General features: G+C 61.8%; 17 protein-coding genes. 14 read left to right on the top strand and 3 right to left on the bottom strand.

Annotated features, from left to right (window positions below; genetic code table 11):
• Nucleotides 1–186: 186 nt before the first annotated feature.
• The 12 genes from AC1PLU_RS08020 (at nucleotide 187) to AC1PLU_RS07965 (ending at nucleotide 4,767) form a co-directional block, all read left to right on the top strand.
• Nucleotides 187–405, top strand: a complete 219-nt coding sequence (locus tag AC1PLU_RS08020; RefSeq protein WP_026007204.1) for a hypothetical protein — start codon at nucleotides 187–189, stop codon at nucleotides 403–405.
• Complete coding sequence (locus tag AC1PLU_RS08015) at nucleotides 402–689, top strand: hypothetical protein (RefSeq protein WP_481108151.1); 288 nt, start codon at nucleotides 402–404, stop codon at nucleotides 687–689. The genes AC1PLU_RS08020 and AC1PLU_RS08015 overlap by 4 nt, the downstream gene beginning before the upstream one ends.
• Nucleotides 689–961: a hypothetical protein gene (locus AC1PLU_RS08010; protein WP_005929529.1), complete on the top strand. Its 273-nt coding sequence runs from the start codon at nucleotides 689–691 to the stop codon at nucleotides 959–961. The genes AC1PLU_RS08015 and AC1PLU_RS08010 overlap by 1 nt, the downstream gene beginning before the upstream one ends.
• 76 nt (nucleotides 962–1,037) lie before the next feature.
• Nucleotides 1,038–1,463 (top strand): hypothetical protein, encoded by a 426-nt coding sequence (locus tag AC1PLU_RS08005; protein WP_050550574.1) that lies wholly within the window; start codon nucleotides 1,038–1,040, stop codon nucleotides 1,461–1,463.
• Nucleotides 1,456–1,638 (top strand): hypothetical protein, encoded by a 183-nt coding sequence (locus AC1PLU_RS08000; RefSeq protein ID WP_033480226.1) that lies wholly within the window; start codon nucleotides 1,456–1,458, stop codon nucleotides 1,636–1,638. Before AC1PLU_RS08005 ends, AC1PLU_RS08000 begins: the two co-directional genes overlap by 8 nt.
• Nucleotides 1,631–1,903, top strand: a complete 273-nt coding sequence (locus tag AC1PLU_RS07995) for a hypothetical protein (protein WP_005929538.1) — start codon at nucleotides 1,631–1,633, stop codon at nucleotides 1,901–1,903. Before AC1PLU_RS08000 ends, AC1PLU_RS07995 begins: the two co-directional genes overlap by 8 nt.
• Nucleotides 1,900–2,124, top strand: a complete 225-nt coding sequence (locus tag AC1PLU_RS07990; protein WP_033480229.1) for a hypothetical protein — start codon at nucleotides 1,900–1,902, stop codon at nucleotides 2,122–2,124. Before AC1PLU_RS07995 ends, AC1PLU_RS07990 begins: the two co-directional genes overlap by 4 nt.
• 265 nt (nucleotides 2,125–2,389) lie before the next feature.
• The gene (locus AC1PLU_RS07985) at nucleotides 2,390–2,665 is read left to right on the top strand and encodes a hypothetical protein (protein WP_481108150.1); all 276 of its coding nucleotides are present in this window, start codon (nucleotides 2,390–2,392) and stop codon (nucleotides 2,663–2,665) included.
• A 266-nt stretch (nucleotides 2,666–2,931) separates the two neighbouring features.
• Nucleotides 2,932–3,594, top strand: coding sequence for a dienelactone hydrolase family protein (locus tag AC1PLU_RS07980; protein WP_481108149.1), 663 nt, complete (start codon nucleotides 2,932–2,934; stop codon nucleotides 3,592–3,594).
• Nucleotides 3,591–4,043: an HIT family protein gene (locus AC1PLU_RS07975; protein WP_481094526.1), complete on the top strand. Its 453-nt coding sequence runs from the start codon at nucleotides 3,591–3,593 to the stop codon at nucleotides 4,041–4,043. Before AC1PLU_RS07980 ends, AC1PLU_RS07975 begins: the two co-directional genes overlap by 4 nt.
• A 27-nt stretch (nucleotides 4,044–4,070) precedes the next feature.
• Nucleotides 4,071–4,238, top strand: coding sequence for a LiaI-LiaF-like domain-containing protein (locus AC1PLU_RS07970; protein ID WP_006452352.1), 168 nt, complete (start codon nucleotides 4,071–4,073; stop codon nucleotides 4,236–4,238).
• A gap of 343 nt (nucleotides 4,239–4,581) precedes the next feature.
• On the top strand, nucleotides 4,582–4,767 hold the full coding sequence (locus AC1PLU_RS07965; RefSeq protein WP_481094525.1) for a LiaI-LiaF-like domain-containing protein: 186 nt from the start codon (nucleotides 4,582–4,584) through the stop codon (nucleotides 4,765–4,767).
• Nucleotides 4,768–4,793: 26 nt separating this feature from the next.
• On the opposite strand, the gene dcd is transcribed toward AC1PLU_RS07965, so the two are convergent.
• Together dcd and apbC are read right to left on the bottom strand one after the other, a co-directional pair.
• A complete protein-coding gene (gene dcd, locus AC1PLU_RS07960; protein WP_481094524.1) occupies nucleotides 4,794–5,363 on the bottom strand; it encodes a dCTP deaminase in 570 nt (189 codons plus the stop codon).
• A gap of 96 nt (nucleotides 5,364–5,459) precedes the next feature.
• Nucleotides 5,460–6,311, bottom strand: coding sequence for an iron-sulfur cluster carrier protein ApbC (gene apbC / locus AC1PLU_RS07955; RefSeq protein WP_055827655.1), 852 nt, complete (start codon nucleotides 6,309–6,311; stop codon nucleotides 5,460–5,462).
• Between the two features lie 339 nt (nucleotides 6,312–6,650).
• On the opposite strand from apbC, the gene AC1PLU_RS07950 reads away from it, so the two are divergent.
• Together AC1PLU_RS07950 and AC1PLU_RS07945 are read left to right on the top strand one after the other, a co-directional pair.
• On the top strand, nucleotides 6,651–9,641 hold the full coding sequence (locus AC1PLU_RS07950) for a TonB-dependent receptor plug domain-containing protein (protein ID WP_481108148.1): 2,991 nt from the start codon (nucleotides 6,651–6,653) through the stop codon (nucleotides 9,639–9,641).
• A 374-nt stretch (nucleotides 9,642–10,015) separates the two neighbouring features.
• Complete coding sequence (locus AC1PLU_RS07945; RefSeq protein WP_481108147.1) at nucleotides 10,016–13,120, top strand: TonB-dependent receptor; 3,105 nt, start codon at nucleotides 10,016–10,018, stop codon at nucleotides 13,118–13,120.
• Between the two features lie 109 nt (nucleotides 13,121–13,229).
• On the opposite strand, the gene AC1PLU_RS07940 is transcribed toward AC1PLU_RS07945, so the two are convergent.
• Entirely contained in the window at nucleotides 13,230–14,825 is a 1,596-nt protein-coding gene (locus AC1PLU_RS07940; protein WP_481108486.1) for a phytoene desaturase family protein, read from the bottom strand.
• Between the last annotated feature and the right edge of the window lie 140 nt (nucleotides 14,826–14,965).

The following is a 14,965-nucleotide window of genomic DNA, read 5'->3' as shown; positions in this document are numbered from 1 at the left end:
CCGATGCACGGCGCTTTTTTTTCGCTCGCTGTGCAGTCGCGGGCGTTTGCCGGCCAGTTCTATGGCGGGCGGTGTGCGGAGGCCTTCGGGCCTGCCGGTTCCGTTGACCGGTCTGTCAACCGCGCACCGTCCGCCACCTCGTTTGACAGCGTCGTGGCGGACTCCAACTACAACGGAGCCTGCACCATGACCTACGACGCTCAAGAAGCGCCGGCCAATGCCGCGCGTCAGATCGCCCATTACTTCGGCCTGATCGCCGACACCCTCGATTGGAACCACACCGCCTGGCTCGGCCTGCAGGCGAAGCTGCAGGCCATGGGCAAAGCGCCCGAGGCGCTGACCTTGGCCGATGTCGAGGCCGCCATTTCCAGCACAAATGCCGACCTGGCCGAGGTGCGCCAGTGAGCCGCCGCGACCTGCACAAGGTGCTGCGCATGGCTCCCGGCGTCTACCTGCTCCTGCAGATCCGGGCGACCGACGTGTTGGCCGAGCTCTACGCCGACGGCCTGCATGATCGCCCACCGGTGATGTTCGCCTGCAGCGCGATCGACGAGCCGAGCGCGTTGTTTCTTGTCGATGACGGCACTGGCCTGGTCATCGGTTCGTTACACGTGGTGATGCCGGAAGCTGAGGCCACCGCACTGCAGGACTGGATCCTCGACCGTATGCCTCTGCAGGAGGTCGGCTGATGGATCACATCGACCCGCCCCACTTCAAGGCCGGCGAGGCCGACTACACGATCAGCGAGGCCCAGCACGACAGTCTCTGGCGCGCGTACTACGCCGTGACGCTGCTTGCCGCACTCAATAACGACCTGGTGAGTCAAACAGGAATAACGGCCGACAGCACGGCTGCCGTAGCGGACTACGTGCGCGAGGCGTTGCTCGAAGTCGTTCTTCACGCGCAACGCATTCACCCCGGGCAGGAGGAAACCTCGACTGCCCCCAACGATTTGCTCTAACCGTTCAGCGGGTCCGGCGGGCGGTGCTCCAACACCGCCCCTAGGCCCTCCACCAACGCAACTCAGGAGAGTCGATATGCAACAGCAAACTGGAACACATCCAGCCACAGCAGCACGTCCGCTGACTTTGGACACCGGCCCCGGCGCGGAGGCTAGCACGCCAGCCGTCGCCACCTACGATCGCGGCACAGGCGACTGCTCAGCGATCATCACCATGCACGTCTCGCATGGTGCAGTCGTGGTTACTGCCACCCTGAACATGGGACCGCTTCGCGAGGCTCGCCAGTCCTGGGAGCGGCGGCGTGGCACTGGCACCGGCTGGAAGCTCATCGACGGGCCTCGCTTATGGACGACGCTGGAAGACCGGATCAGCACAGAGTTGGCCGAGTTCATGGACGGCCTGGACTTCCCCTTCGACCTGGCCAACATGCTGCCGCGCCGACCGACCGCCGCTGCCGCCGTTGCTGTGGCCCAGGCAGCGCAGGAGGTGGCGCATGGTTGAGTTGCTCGCTTTGGCGATGATCCTGGCGCCGGCCGCCGGCGGCGCGCTGCTCTACAGGCTGTTCGCCTCGCGCCGTCCACGCCTCACGCAGACCGGCCTTGCTGTTGGACAGGTGCCGCAGCGTCTGCGTCGCCGCACCCGCATGGCTGTGCGGCGGGAGACTGCTCATGGCTGAGTCCGTCATCCTTTTTGGCCCGCAAGGCAGCGCAAAATCACTTAATGCCGAGGCGCTGTGTCAGGAACTCGGCCTGCAGAAGGTCATCGAGCTTGAGGACGTCTTGTTCACTTTCCGGGCTGATCGCCTTGAGCCTGTCGGCCAACTGATCCTGACCTGCAACGAGCAGCAGGCCCGCAGCTGGTCGGTGCGCTGGGGCTTGCGCCTCATGCGTGTCGAGGAAGCACGTGCCCAGCTCGGTGCCGCATGGAGGACACAGCCATGAACCTGCAGCGCACGATTGAGGTTGCTCGCGCCGCAGCGCGTTTGGGAGAGCCTGGCCCCCTGTCCACCGGGGAGGCGCTCACTGCCGCTCTGGTGCTTAATCGCCACGATTGGCTGGCCGAAATGGGCTACACCATTGCTCAGGCATTGGACCGGATCGACTCCAACACAGTGCAGCATCTGCGGGATGCCGAACGCGCATTGCACGGGGAGGCGCCGTGACGCAACGTCAGGTCGACCACGACACACCACTGCCGGACTGTAGGAACGGCCACACCGCACGCCACATCATCGACCTTCGCCGTCCTGAGTCTGGTGGCGGGCACTTCGTGGAGTGCACCTGTGGGCGCACGCAGAAGCATCCCAGCTTCGAGCTGGCCATCGCCGAGTGGCGACGCGGCAATGGGATCCGCGCAGCGCGTCAGCCCCGTCCTGCAGCCAGCAACGTGGTGCAGATGGGTCTACGACTGACAGGGGGTACGGGGCGATGAAGCAGAACCTCCAACGGCAGGCCGGCAGCGAGTGCATTACGGATACGGCTAACGCGGCGGTGATTGTCAGTGCGTTGAGTCATGAGGGATTGAGCGTCCAGACCGCTGACGGTAGACCAGCGAGGCTTGCGGTTGTCGATCAGGATGGGCGCGTTATAGCAGTTGGCCAAGAGATCGCTGCTGCGGCCTTCGATGCGGCCGTTAAGTCGTACCGCAACTTCTTAATCGGCAACGGCCACCTGCGCATCCTGTCGAAGCCAGTACCCATATAAACCGCATCAACATCAAAGTCTATTTCAACTAACTTTAGGCCAGCCAAGGCTGACGAAGCCGACTTTGGGGTTCAGCTGGGACATGGAAGCAGGAGCCTGGGGAACGGAGCGGCCTGGGGCCTGAGTGCGGCAATTATAGCGGCGTGCGGGCAACGCTCTGAACCGCCGGGCCTCGCCAGCCCGGCCGGCTTTGCGAAACCCTCACTTTTCACGATGCCAGTCCGGTCGATAATGCGCGCCTCCCTCGCTGCACATCAGGAATTCCCATGGGTCACTGGACCACGCTCGACACCCCCGACGGCCAGGTCGCCGCCTGGCACGCCACTCCGACCACCAGCCCGCGCGGCGGCCTGGTGGTGATCCAGGAGATCTTCGGAGTCAATGAACATATCCGCGCGGTGGCCGATGACTACGCCGCACGCGGCTACGAAGTGCTGGCGCCGGCCTTCTTCGATCTGGAAGAAAAGGATGTGCAGCTGCCCTACGACCAGGAAAGCCTGCAACGCGGTCTGGCGCTGGCCAATGCGGTCGGCCTGGAGCGCGCGGTGGAGGTGGTCAAATCCGCCGCCACCCTGCTCAGCCGCGCCGGCAAGGTCGGCACCGTGGGCTATTGCTGGGGCGGCTCGGTGGCGCTGCTGTCGGCAATCCGCCTGGGCCTGCCCTCGGTCAGCTACTACGGCGGCCGCAACACCCAGCTGCTGGACGAAACTCCGAAGGCGCCGGTGATGTTCCACTTCGGCGAGCGCGATACCAGCATTCCGCCCGACGCGATCCAGGCCCACCGCGAGAAGCTGCCGCAGATGGAAACCTTCGTGTATCCGACCGGCCACGCCTTCAACCGCAGCATCGATCCCACCCACTACGACGCCGACAGCGCCGAGCGCGCGTTGGAGCGCACCCTGGGCTTCTTCGAAGCGCATCTGGGATGAGCGGGACCGCGGCAAGCGAATCTGCCCCAAGCAGCTCAGGAGCGAACGACTTCCAGCTAGATCCGCGGCTTGCGGCCGACAGCGTATTCGTCGCCGACGGACCGCTGTCGCAGGTGCGGCTGATGGACGACAGCCGCTTCCCGTGGATCGTGCTGGTGCCGCGGGTGGCCGAGGTCAGCGAATGGATCGATCTGGAGGGTAGTCAGCAACGCCTGTTGCTGGCCGAGATCAATCAGCTCTCGCAGCTGCTGCGCGTCGAGCCCGAGGTGACCAAGCTCAATATCGGCGCGCTGGGCAACATCGTGCGGCAGCTGCACGTGCATCTGGTCGGCCGGCATCCGGGCGATGCGGCCTGGCCTGGCCCGGTGTGGGGCAGCGGCAGCGCGCAACGTTTCGCGCCCGATGCGTTGCGACAGCGTGTCGCTGCGTGGGCGCAACGGCTACGATAGGCGCCCGTCTTTCAACCACCCTTCCGCATGAAATCCAATGTCGTCGCCGCGCTGATCCTGATCCTCGTCGGCCTGCTGTTTCTGGCCAATAACCTGGGCTGGACCAATGTCAGCCTTGGCCGGCTGATCGCCACGTGGTGGCCGGCGGCATTGGTCGCTTGCGGCGTTGGCATGCTGTTTGGGCGAGGCAAGTAGCCGGGAATTGGGAATGGGGTGAGCAGTCGATCAGCCCCGCGCGTAATCAGAGCGCCGAAATCCCTTCTCCCATCGGGAGAAGGTGCCCCGAAGGGGCGGATGAGGGTACGCGCGAAGCCTCATGCGCTAGCCAACTGCAACCTTAGAAACCAGGGTTCCAGCATCCCTGAAAATGTCGACGACCTGATGGCCAGCGATCAACCGCAGGCGACATGGCCACCAATGCAGTCATGACCTCGCGGCCTTCGACATGACCTTTGTCATCCGCAATTGTTGACTTCCGGCACCTGATCGGCGCGCGCGTCGCGCGCAGCATGGCCTCACACCTACCGAGGACATCGCCATGCGCTACCGCCTGATTCCTGCACTGTTTCTGATCACGTTGGGCAGCTTATTCCTGCTGGACAACCTAGGGCTGGCTCGTTTCGATCTTGGCAACCTTGTGTCGACCTGGTGGCCGGCGTTGCTGATCGCCGCTGGCGTGCGCCAACTGATGCGTTACTGGGAGCGCGTGACCGCGACCTGCTGACGCAAGGTCACGGCCGCACTACCGCATCAGGTGCGCGGCAGGGTCACGCCGGTCTGGCCCTGATACTTGCCGCCGCGGTCCTTGTACGAGGTCTCGCAGACTTCGTCGGACTGGAAGAACAGCATCTGCGCCACGCCTTCGTTGGCGTAGATGCGCGCCGGCAGCGGCGTGGTGTTGCTGAATTCCAGGGTCACGTGGCCTTCCCACTCCGGCTCCAGCGGGGTCACGTTGACGATGATGCCGCAGCGCGCGTAGGTGCTTTTGCCCAGGCACACCACCAGGGTGTCGCGCGGGATGCGGAAGTACTCGACCGTGCGGGCCAGCGCGAAGCTGTTCGGCGGGATGATGCAGACATCGGATTCGATATCGACAAAGCTGCCCGGATCGAAGTGCTTCGGGTCGACGATCGTCGAGTTGATGTTGGTGAAGATCTTGAACTCGCGCGAGCAGCGCACGTCGTAGCCGTAGCTGGAGGTGCCGTAGCTGACGATGCGCTGGCCGGCGGCGTCGTGCTTGATCTGGCCGGGTTCGAACGGCTCGATCATCGCCTGCTGCTCGGCCATGCGCCTGATCCAGCGGTCGCTCTTGATGCTCATGTGATGTTCCTTGAAGACGGAAGGCGACGGGCCCAGCGGCCCGCGCGAAGACGGCGAATTCTAACAAGCGGCCGGCACTGCTGGCCGACCCGCGCGCTACAGCAACGAGGCCGAAATCGGAATGCTGGCGCGCGGGCGCTTGCCCAGCTCTTCGGTCAGGCGCGCAGCGGCGGCCAGATAGGCCTTGGCTGCTGCCGACTCGGGCGCGGCAACGACAATCGGCTGGCCGGCATCGCCCTGCTCGCGGATCGCAATCTCCAACGGCAACGACCCCAGCAAGGGCACGCCGTACTGCGCCGCCATGCGTTCGCCGCCGCCTTCGCCGAACAGATGCTCACGGTGGCCGCAACTGGAACAGGTGTGCACTGCCATGTTTTCGACGATGCCCAGCACTGGCACCTCCACCTTTTCGAACATCTTCAAGGCCTTGCGCGCATCCAGCGTGGCGATGTCCTGCGGCGTGGTGACGATCACCGCGCCGGCCACCGGAATCTTCTGCGACAGCGTCAGCTGGATGTCGCCGGTTCCTGGCGGCAGGTCGATCAGCAGGTAGTCCAGGTCATCCCACAGCGTGTCGTTGAACAGCTGGGTCAACGCCGAGGTCGCCATCGGCCCGCGCCAGATCATCGGCGTGTCCTGGTCGACCAGCAAGCCGATCGACATCGCTTCGATGCCGAATGCGCGCAGCGGCTCGATCGACTTGTTGTCCGGGCTGTCCGGCCGCCCGCTCAACCCAAGCATCGCCGGCACGCTCGGCCCGTAGATGTCCGCGTCCAGCACACCGACGCGCGCGCCCTGCTGACGCAAGGCCAGCGCCAGATTCACCGCCGTGGTGGACTTGCCCACACCACCCTTGCCGGAGCCGACCGCGATCACATTGCGAATCCGCGGATGCGGCGCCAGCGCGCCCTGTACCGCATGCGCGGGGATTCTGCGCTCGCCGGTCATGCGCGGCACACCTGCGCGGAGTCGATCTCCGCGCTCGCAACACCTTCCAACATCGTCGTCATTGCCTACCTGAATTCGTCGTGGGCGCAGCGGCAGCGACGAAAAACGCCGCCGGGTACTGCGCCATGGAGGTGGTCAGTGTACCGGCTCGTCCAGACACATCCGCCCTGGCGACTTCGCTGAAGAAATTCACACAAGCCGATACGAATGTGTCAAGCAAAGACATATTTCACAAATATAGACACACTCTTAAGGAATTGTTACGTTCGGGATCAAGTTCAGCCGCCGCTCAGCGAGCACGGCTGTTTCGCCAAACCCCAGCGAGGAATCTGCAAGGTCATGTCGAGTCGTCTTCCGCAACACGCACACCGCCATCGTTTGAGCACCGCATTATTTGCCGTACTGGCCGCTTCTGCCGGACAGGCTGCAGCGCAATCAGAAAACGGTGTCGCGCCCGGCACCACCGATCTGGACAAGGTCACCGTCACCGGCTCGCGCATCGCGCGTACCGGCTTTGTGACGCCCTCGCCGGTCACGGCGATCAGCGCCGAAGAAATCCGCGCCACCGGCGCGACCACCATCAGCGACCTGATGGCACGCATGCCTGCGCTGGCGCCGAGCTACACGCTGGGCAATTCCACCCGCTTCATCGGGACCGCCGGTCTGGGCCTGCTCGACCTGCGCGGCATGGGCGTGGATCGCACCCTGGTGCTGGTCAACGGGCGTCGCCACGTGGGTTCCAGCCCGGGCTCGACCGCCGTGGACGTCAACACGATCCCGGTGGAATGGGTCGAACGCGTCGAAGTCATCACCGGTGGCGCCTCGGCCGTGTACGGCGCCGACGCAGTGGCCGGCGTGGTCAACTTCATCCTCAAGAAGAACTTCACCGGGTTCGAGACGCGCGCGCAGACCGGCCTGGCCGATGAGGGCAACTACAACCGCTCCTTTGCCAGCTTCTCGGCAGGCACCGACTTTGCGGAGGGCCGCGGCAACATCGCGGTGTCTGGCGAATACAGCAAGCAGGACCGCTTCGGCCGCGGCAACCGCGCCATCGGTCGCGAGTACCTGGTGTCGGTGCAGAACCCCAATTTCGATCCCACCCGCCCTCCGAGCGAGAGCAATCCGCAGAACGTACTCAGCGGCCCGGGCGGCAACCATTCCACGTCCTACGGCGGCACCTTCAACCTGGGCACGTTCGATTTCCGCAACCCGGCCAGCTACGGCAACCGCTACCTGTTCAACGACGACGGCAGCTTCCGCCGCAATCGCTACAACGGCACGGTAGTGAGCAACACCTCGTGTGTGGACTGCGATTTCGCCGATCTGAACGCGGTGGCCGACCTGCAGCCCGGCTTCGATCGCAAGAGCGTCAACACCATGATCAACTTCGAGATCAGCGAGAACCATCGCCTGTTCTTCGAAGGCAAGTACAGCGAGACCGATTCGGAATTCTTCGGCCAGCCGGCGTTCGACAGTTCGCTGCGCGTGCGTCGCCAGAATCCGTATGTCAGTCCCGAACTCGGTGCGCTGATGGATTCGCGCGGTGCCACGCAGATCCTGATGAACCGCTTCAACGTCGATGCCGGTCGTCGCGGCGAGAACATCGAGCGCAAGACCTATCGCGCGGTGCTCGGTGCGGAAGGTAACTTCACCGATAACTGGACCTACGACGTGTCTGCCAACTACGGCAAGACCACGGTCGACCGTCTGAACCTCAACAACCGCATCAACGAGCGCTGGCAGGCCGGTATCGATGCCGCGCGCGATGCCAGCGGCAACATCGTCTGCCGCACCACGCTGGATCCGAACGCGATCAACCCCAATACTAACCGCGTCTATTCGGCGCTGGCACGCGAAGGCTGCGTGCCTTTCAGCGTGTTCGGCAATGGCGCGGTCACGCCGGAAGCCGCCGCATGGTTCAACACTACCGCGCGCGCGCAGGCCAAGATCCAGCAAACCGTGTTCAGCGCATCGGTGGCCAACAGCAACCTATTGTCGCTGCCGGCCGGCGACATCGGTTTTGCCGGTGGCGTGGAATACCGCAAGGAGCAGAGCGAGGAAATCACCGATCCGTTGGCAGCCTCGGGCGTGACCTTCCTCAACGCCATCCCCAACAGCGGCGGCGAGTACACCGTCAAGGAAATCTTCGTCGAAAGCACCATTCCATTGCTGGCCGGCCTGCCGGGCGTGGATCGACTGGCGCTGGATGTGGCAGGGCGCTATTCGGACTACGACAGCATCGGCTCGACCAAGACCTGGAACGTGGGCCTGGACTGGACCATCATCCCGTCGCTGCGTCTGCGCGGCACCGTGGCACAGGCGGTGCGTGCACCCAGCATCGGCGAGTTGTACGACTCGCAGAGCGAGAACTTCGCGACCATCAACGATCCTTGCAACTACCTGCCGACCAATTCCAATCGTCCTGGTACCGCTGGCGACGTGGCATTGCGCCAGGCCAACTGCAGCGCGCTGGGCGTGCCGGTCGGTTGGATCGACACCTACACCGCCACCCGCCCGGGTGTGAGCGGCGGCAATCCAGAGTTGAAGCCGGAACGCGCGCGCAGTCTGTCGTATGGTCTGGTCTGGCAACCGGAGTTCTTCGAAGGCTTCGGCATGTCGATCGACTACTGGCGCATCGACTTGCAGGACGCGATCGGCACGGTGACTGCAGAGACCAACGTGACGCGCTGCGTGGACAATCCGGGCGGCATCGACAACAGCTTCTGCGGCTTCGTGCAGCGCGCCCCGCTGGGTGGATTCACCGACCCGCAGGGACGCATCTATCCCGAGCACAGCATCATCGGCTGGCAGGCGCTCAACGAAAACCTGTCACGCTCGCGGCGTGTGGGCGTGGATCTGGAAATGGACTACCGCTTCCAGATTGGCCAAGGCAATACGGTGCTGCGCTTCGTCGGCACGCGCCTGATCCAGTCGCGCGAATGGGTGTTCCAGGACTTCCCGGCCGAGTACGACGAGTACGTGACATACGTGACCGACCCGCGCTGGCGCGCGCAGTTCCAGACCAAGTACAACTGGAACGAATGGCGCGCGTCGTGGGACATGAACTACGTGGACGGCAATCTGCGCGTGACCCCGGAGAGCTACAACAGCAACCCGGGCTCGGCCAGCCCGATCAAGAACGGCTCGTACACGTACCACAACTTCCAGTTCGGCTATCAGTTCCCCGGCTCGAAGATCGACGTCTACCTGGGCATCGACAACGCCTTCGACAAGGACCCGCCGCGCAACTACTTCGGCTCGGATTTCAATTCTGCGCTGTATGACAACGTCGGGCGGTTCTTTTACCTGGGCACGACAGTCCGGTTCTGAGGCCTGTTGGCGATGCATCGAAAAGACCCCGTTTGACGGGGTCTTTTTTGACTTCATGTTTCAGATGAAACCAGCAACACGCGACAATCAGTTACTGATATGGCGGCAAGGTAGCGTTCGGTTGAGCCGCTCGATGTCACGCCGCATCGCGCGCACTGACAAAAATGAATACTAGCGTGACTCAAGCCGGGCGGTATTCGCATGCCAGGCAATTTGTGCGCAGATCCGCATATTCGATGCGGATCTCGCCCTTTTCATTAACGAATCATTCAAAAGGCTTGCGACTCAGCCCACAGATTCATTACGTTCGGGTTAAGGCCATCTGACTCTTCGATGACCGCCACTTCTCCCGATACCCAGTTGAAAGGTTAGGAATGAGCAATCAATTTCGTCGCCACGCCCTCAAGCGCACCGCTCTGGCTGTTGTGCTCGGCGCGTGTCTCGCCAACGGTGCGGTCTACGCACAAAGCACGACCGGCAGCATCTACGGTAGCGCTCCCTCGGAAGCGGGCAGCACCATCGTCGTGCAGAGCGACACCGGCCTCAGCCGCACGATCACCATCGACGCCAATGGCCGTTACAACCTCGGCTCGTTGCCGGTGGGCGCCTATACCGTCACCCTCAAGCGCGGCGATCAGGTCGTCGATACCCGCAAAAATGTGCAGCTGCGCGTAGGGTCCGGCACAGAGGTGTCGTTTGCTGGCGCAACTGCCAGCGGCAGCACCGACGCAACGACGCTCGGCGCGATCACTGTGACGGCCGCCAATGCGCCGAAGATCGATGTCAGCTCCACCAGCTCGCGCTCGGTGATCACGTCTCAACAGCTTGCAACCCTTCCACTGGGCCGTAGTGCCGAAGCGATCGCGCTGCTTGCTCCCGGTGCTGTTTCAGGTGCCGGCGCATTCAACAACGGCTCGCGCTCCGTCGTGTCTTTCGGCGGCTCAGGCGTCACTGAAAATGCCTATTACATCAACGGTTTCAACGTCAGCAATCCGCTCAGCAACTTGGGTGGCGTCAGCCTGCCCTACGGCGCCATCGACCAGCAGGAAACCTATACGGGCGGTTATAGCGCTAAATACGGCCGTTCCACCGGCGGCGTGATTAACCAGCTTGGCAAGCGCGGAACAAACGAGTGGCATTTCGGTGCTCAAGCAGTTTGGGAGCCAAAGTCACTCAGTAGTTCGCGAGGTGATGTATGGTTCCCTAGCAATACATTGAATGCCAATCCTCGCTATCGGTACGAGGATCCTGAGCTTCCGGGCACGATCTACCGTAGCAGCAAGGACGATGTCCAAAGTCGCACAGTTTACAGCGCTTACGCAGGAGGCCCACTGATCGAAGACCGCTTGTTTATTTTTGTCGCGGGCGAAACCGACAAAACAGACGGCGCAGCAACCAACGTGTCTACAGTCGACGACGACCAGGGCCGAAATCACTACGAATACAGCTCCCCAAAATTTTACGGGAAACTGGACTGGAATATTAACGACAATAATATTCTTGAATACACCAGAATCGAGAACACGGATCGCAGGTCTGGCTATTACAGCATCTACGATTATGAAACCCGGACCGACCAGGGACCATCTGGGCTTCTCGCAGATATTTATAAGATGAAAGATACCTACGACATCTTCAAGTATACAGGCTATATCACTGAAGATTTGACATTAAATGCAACCTGGGGACGAAGCACTCAACACAATCCACAATTTAACAACCTGAGCTCACCACTCCCATTTATCGCCGGACTTAACTTGCAAAATCCGGCAGTCAATGGCGGCACACCCATTTCAAATGGGCAGGCCACCAATCGATCCAAAGCCGATGATCCAATCAATAAAACGCGCAATCTACGCCTTGAGTTAAGCTACCGACTGGGCGATCACGATCTGACTGCTGGCGTGGACAACATGTATTTCAACGCCTATGACGAAGGCGTACGCACGACTGGTCCTGGTTATCAGTGGATTTACGGCCGCGCGATAGACGAAGTGAGCCCCGTCCGCGGTACGCTCGGCGTTGGTGCGACAGGTCCGGGCACGAATGGCTATTATGCTCAGCAACGTATTTTCACCACCACAACTAGCATGGCGGTGGAGCAAAAAGCTTACTATCTGGAAGATCGCTGGCAGGTCAACGACCACTGGCTGTTGACACTGGGCATCCGTAACGACAAGTTCACCAACTTCAACAGCGACCATGTTGCCTACGTCGATAGTGGTGACCAGTGGGCGCCGCGCTTCGGTGCTAGCTGGGACGTTTTCGGTGATTCCTCGTTGAAGGTCTTCGCCAATCTCGGCCGCTATTATCTTGCTTTGCCAAACCAAGTTGCTATCCGCGGTGCGTCAGCGTCGACCTACACCGACGAATACTTCGCCTATACAGGCATTGATGCAAACGGCGAACCGACCGGCCTGCGCCCCATCGGCCCTGGGCCAGTATCTAGCAACGGCGAGTTCGGCCAGGCACCAGACCCGAATTCCTTCGCACCGACCGACCTGAAATCCCAATATCAGGATGAATTGATTTTAGGATTCGAGAAAACGCTTGGTGAAAGCTGGAATTCGGGTGCCAAGGTAACGTATCGCAAGCTGCAGGCGGCCATCGACGACGTCTGCGATACCGGCCGTATGGCTGACAAGATCGACGCTAGCGGTGGCGATTCCAGTTCAGTGACCATTCCCGGCTGCGTGATGTTCAATCCTGGCAAAACCAATACATACAACCTGCCCAATTCGGATGGATCCGGATACACGCAGGTCGGCATGTCGCAGTCGGACTGGGGATTCACCGATAAGGCCAAGCGCAGCTATGTATCGGTTGACCTGTTCGTGGAGCATCCCTTCGATGAAAAGTGGTACGGCCGCGTCGATTACACCTGGTCGCATAGCTACGGCAATACCGAGGGCCAAGTGAAGTCTGACTTGGGTCAAGCAGATGTGTCCAAGACGCAGGACTGGGATTCGGCTGAGCTTATGTATTACGCCGGTGGCAGCCTTGCCAATGACCGTCGTCATCAGCTCAAGGCATTTGGGGCATATCAGATAAATCCGGAATGGATGGCCTCAGCAACTCTGCGCGTCATGTCCGGCACGCCGATTTCCTGCCTTGGCTTCTATGGCGGGCCGGATGCCGCAGAGGTCGACTACGATCCGATTGGCTACGGATCGTCCTACCACTACTGCGGCGGGCAGCCGTCCAGTCCGGGTGATGCAGGTCGGACGCCCTGGTTGAAGAATCTCGACCTGGGACTGACCTACCGACCCGCCTTTGCCGATCACAAGCTTGCCTTCGGCGTGCAGGTGTTCAATGTCCTCAACGATCGGGCGGCTACTCGCGTGGATGGCGTGTACGAAGGTGATTCGCCCTTTGTTGTTTCCAACACCTACGGTATCGGTCTTTACGATGCAGCTCGGCAGAACTTCAACTACAACCCGCCACGTTTCGTGCGTCTGACGGCCTCGTACGACTTCTGATCAAGCCAGATGCCGGAAGCGTCGCAATGACGCTTCCGGCGATTGAATCGGACCGACTCTCAGCCTCGATTATTCGGAGGCTTTTTTGCTCTTGTAGGAGCAGTGCAACTCAACCACCCAAAATCACCCGCGCAGCATTATGTCCAGGTGCGCCGGTGACCCCGCCACCGGGGTGGGTTCCGGAGCCGCACAGATATAAGCCCGGCACTGCGCCTCGGTAGCCGCCCTGCCCCAGCAGCGGGCGTGCGCTGAAGAGTTGATTGAGGCTGAGTGCGCCGTGGAAGATGTCGCCGCCGATCAGGCCGAAGATGCGTTCCAGATCGAGGGGGCTGAGGATCTGCCGGCCCAGCACCGATGCGGCGAATCCTGGCGCGTAGCGCTCCAACGTTGCAATCATCAAATCGGCGACTTCTTCCCGATGATCGTCCCAGTGCCGACCATCGGGAAGTTGAGGTGCCACGTGTTGGCAGAACAGGCTGGCCACATGCTGCCCAGGCGGCGCCAGGCTGTCGTCCAAGGTGCTGGGAATCAGCAGTTCGACCACCGGCTCGCGCGACCATCCGGATGCGCGCGCGTCCTGCCAGGCACGGTCCATGTAATCCAGACTCGGCGCGAGAATGATGCCGGCGGTGAGATGGTCGCCCGCACCTGGCAATGCGGTAAATTCCGGCAGGCGAGAAAGCGCCACGTTCATGCGGAACGTGCCCGATCCACAGCGGTAATGCGCCATGCGTTCGTGTGTGGGCACAGGGACATCTTCTGGACGCATCAGGCGTTGATACAGCAGTTTCGGATTGACGTTGGCAATCACTGCACGCGCTCGAATGGTCTCTCCGTGAGCGGTGAGGACACCGACTGCACGCCCCTGCTCTACCAGCACGCGATCCACCGCACAGCCGGTACGCATCTGCGCACCAGCTTCGCGCGCACTGGCGGCCATTGCCTGCGTAATGGCGCCCATGCCACCGATGGCATGGCCCCAGGCACCCTTGACGCCGTTGCTTTGCCCGAACACGTGATGCAACAACACGTAGGCGGTACCCGGCGTGTACGGGCTGGCGTAATTGCCGACGATGCCGTCGAAGCCAAATAACGCCTTGATTGGTGCGCTTTCGAACCAGCGATCCAGATACTCGGCTGCGGAAATCGTGAATAAATCGAGCAGATCCTGACGTAACGTAAGCGACAAGCCCTGCAGCTGCAGCCCCACCTTTCCCGCTCGCCACAACTGCGGCAACGCTTGCAGCCAGCCCCCATCAGTGACATCGGGCGGCGGCTGTAATGCCAGCGCACGCAAGACATCGGCCAGTTGCTCCAGCCGCGCTTCATAGGCAGGCAATGCAGCGGCATCGCGTGCGGAGAATTTGGCGACTTCCGCAGCGGTGCGCCCAGCACCGGCCAGCAGATACTCACCATCCGGCAGCGGCAGAAAGTTGTTGATGCGGCGCGCAACCACGCGCAGGCCATGTCGCTCCAAAGCAAGATCGGTGATGACCTTGGGCTGCAGCAACGACACCGTATACGCCGCCACTGAATTGCGAAATCCGGGATGAAATTCTTCGGTGACTGCTGCGCCGCCGACCACATCGCGCGCTTCCAGTACCAGCACGCGCTTGCCTGCCTTGGCCAGATATGCAGCGCACACCAGGCCGTTGTGGCCGGCGCCGATGATCAGTGCGTCCAAAGGTTCGGAGGCGGTGGGCATGCGCTCGTATATAGCATCGCTTGCTTGGGTCGGCCATTCGCACAGTCGCGACCATCGCCACCGATGTGCGCTCACCATCACCGACATGGTCCATGTCTGCCGAGAACATGAACCAAACAACCACGCGACGCATGATGAGA

This window comes from Xanthomonas sp. NCPPB 2933 (genome assembly GCF_056725225.1).
Note: the sequence above shows the minus strand (reverse complement) of the source record. Positions and strands in the feature narration are given on the sequence as shown.

What these genes read in the sequence shown, in the direction of transcription:
- AC1PLU_RS08020 (WP_026007204.1), top strand. Translation starts at nt 187, where the DNA reads ATGACCTACGACGCTCAAGAAGCGCCGGCCAATGCCGCGCGTCAGATC.
- AC1PLU_RS08010 (WP_005929529.1), top strand. Translation starts at nt 689, where the DNA reads ATGGATCACATCGACCCGCCCCACTTCAAGGCCGGCGAGGCCGACTAC.
- AC1PLU_RS08005 (WP_050550574.1), top strand. Translation starts at nt 1,038, where the DNA reads ATGCAACAGCAAACTGGAACACATCCAGCCACAGCAGCACGTCCGCTG.
- AC1PLU_RS08000 (WP_033480226.1), top strand. Translation starts at nt 1,456, where the DNA reads ATGGTTGAGTTGCTCGCTTTGGCGATGATCCTGGCGCCGGCCGCCGGC.
- AC1PLU_RS07995 (WP_005929538.1), top strand. Translation starts at nt 1,631, where the DNA reads ATGGCTGAGTCCGTCATCCTTTTTGGCCCGCAAGGCAGCGCAAAATCA.
- AC1PLU_RS07990 (WP_033480229.1), top strand. Translation starts at nt 1,900, where the DNA reads ATGAACCTGCAGCGCACGATTGAGGTTGCTCGCGCCGCAGCGCGTTTG.
- AC1PLU_RS07985 (WP_481108150.1), top strand. Translation starts at nt 2,390, where the DNA reads ATGAAGCAGAACCTCCAACGGCAGGCCGGCAGCGAGTGCATTACGGAT.
- AC1PLU_RS07980 (WP_481108149.1), top strand. Translation starts at nt 2,932, where the DNA reads ATGGGTCACTGGACCACGCTCGACACCCCCGACGGCCAGGTCGCCGCC.
- AC1PLU_RS07975 (WP_481094526.1), top strand. Translation starts at nt 3,591, where the DNA reads ATGAGCGGGACCGCGGCAAGCGAATCTGCCCCAAGCAGCTCAGGAGCG.
- AC1PLU_RS07970 (WP_006452352.1), top strand. Translation starts at nt 4,071, where the DNA reads ATGAAATCCAATGTCGTCGCCGCGCTGATCCTGATCCTCGTCGGCCTG.
- AC1PLU_RS07965 (WP_481094525.1), top strand. Translation starts at nt 4,582, where the DNA reads ATGCGCTACCGCCTGATTCCTGCACTGTTTCTGATCACGTTGGGCAGC.
- dcd (WP_481094524.1), bottom strand. Translation starts at nt 5,363, where the DNA reads ATGAGCATCAAGAGCGACCGCTGGATCAGGCGCATGGCCGAGCAGCAG.
- apbC (WP_055827655.1), bottom strand. Translation starts at nt 6,311, where the DNA reads ATGACCGGCGAGCGCAGAATCCCCGCGCATGCGGTACAGGGCGCGCTG.
- AC1PLU_RS07950 (WP_481108148.1), top strand. Translation starts at nt 6,651, where the DNA reads ATGTCGAGTCGTCTTCCGCAACACGCACACCGCCATCGTTTGAGCACC.
- AC1PLU_RS07945 (WP_481108147.1), top strand. Translation starts at nt 10,016, where the DNA reads ATGAGCAATCAATTTCGTCGCCACGCCCTCAAGCGCACCGCTCTGGCT.
- AC1PLU_RS07940 (WP_481108486.1), bottom strand. Translation starts at nt 14,825, where the DNA reads ATGCCCACCGCCTCCGAACCTTTGGACGCACTGATCATCGGCGCCGGC.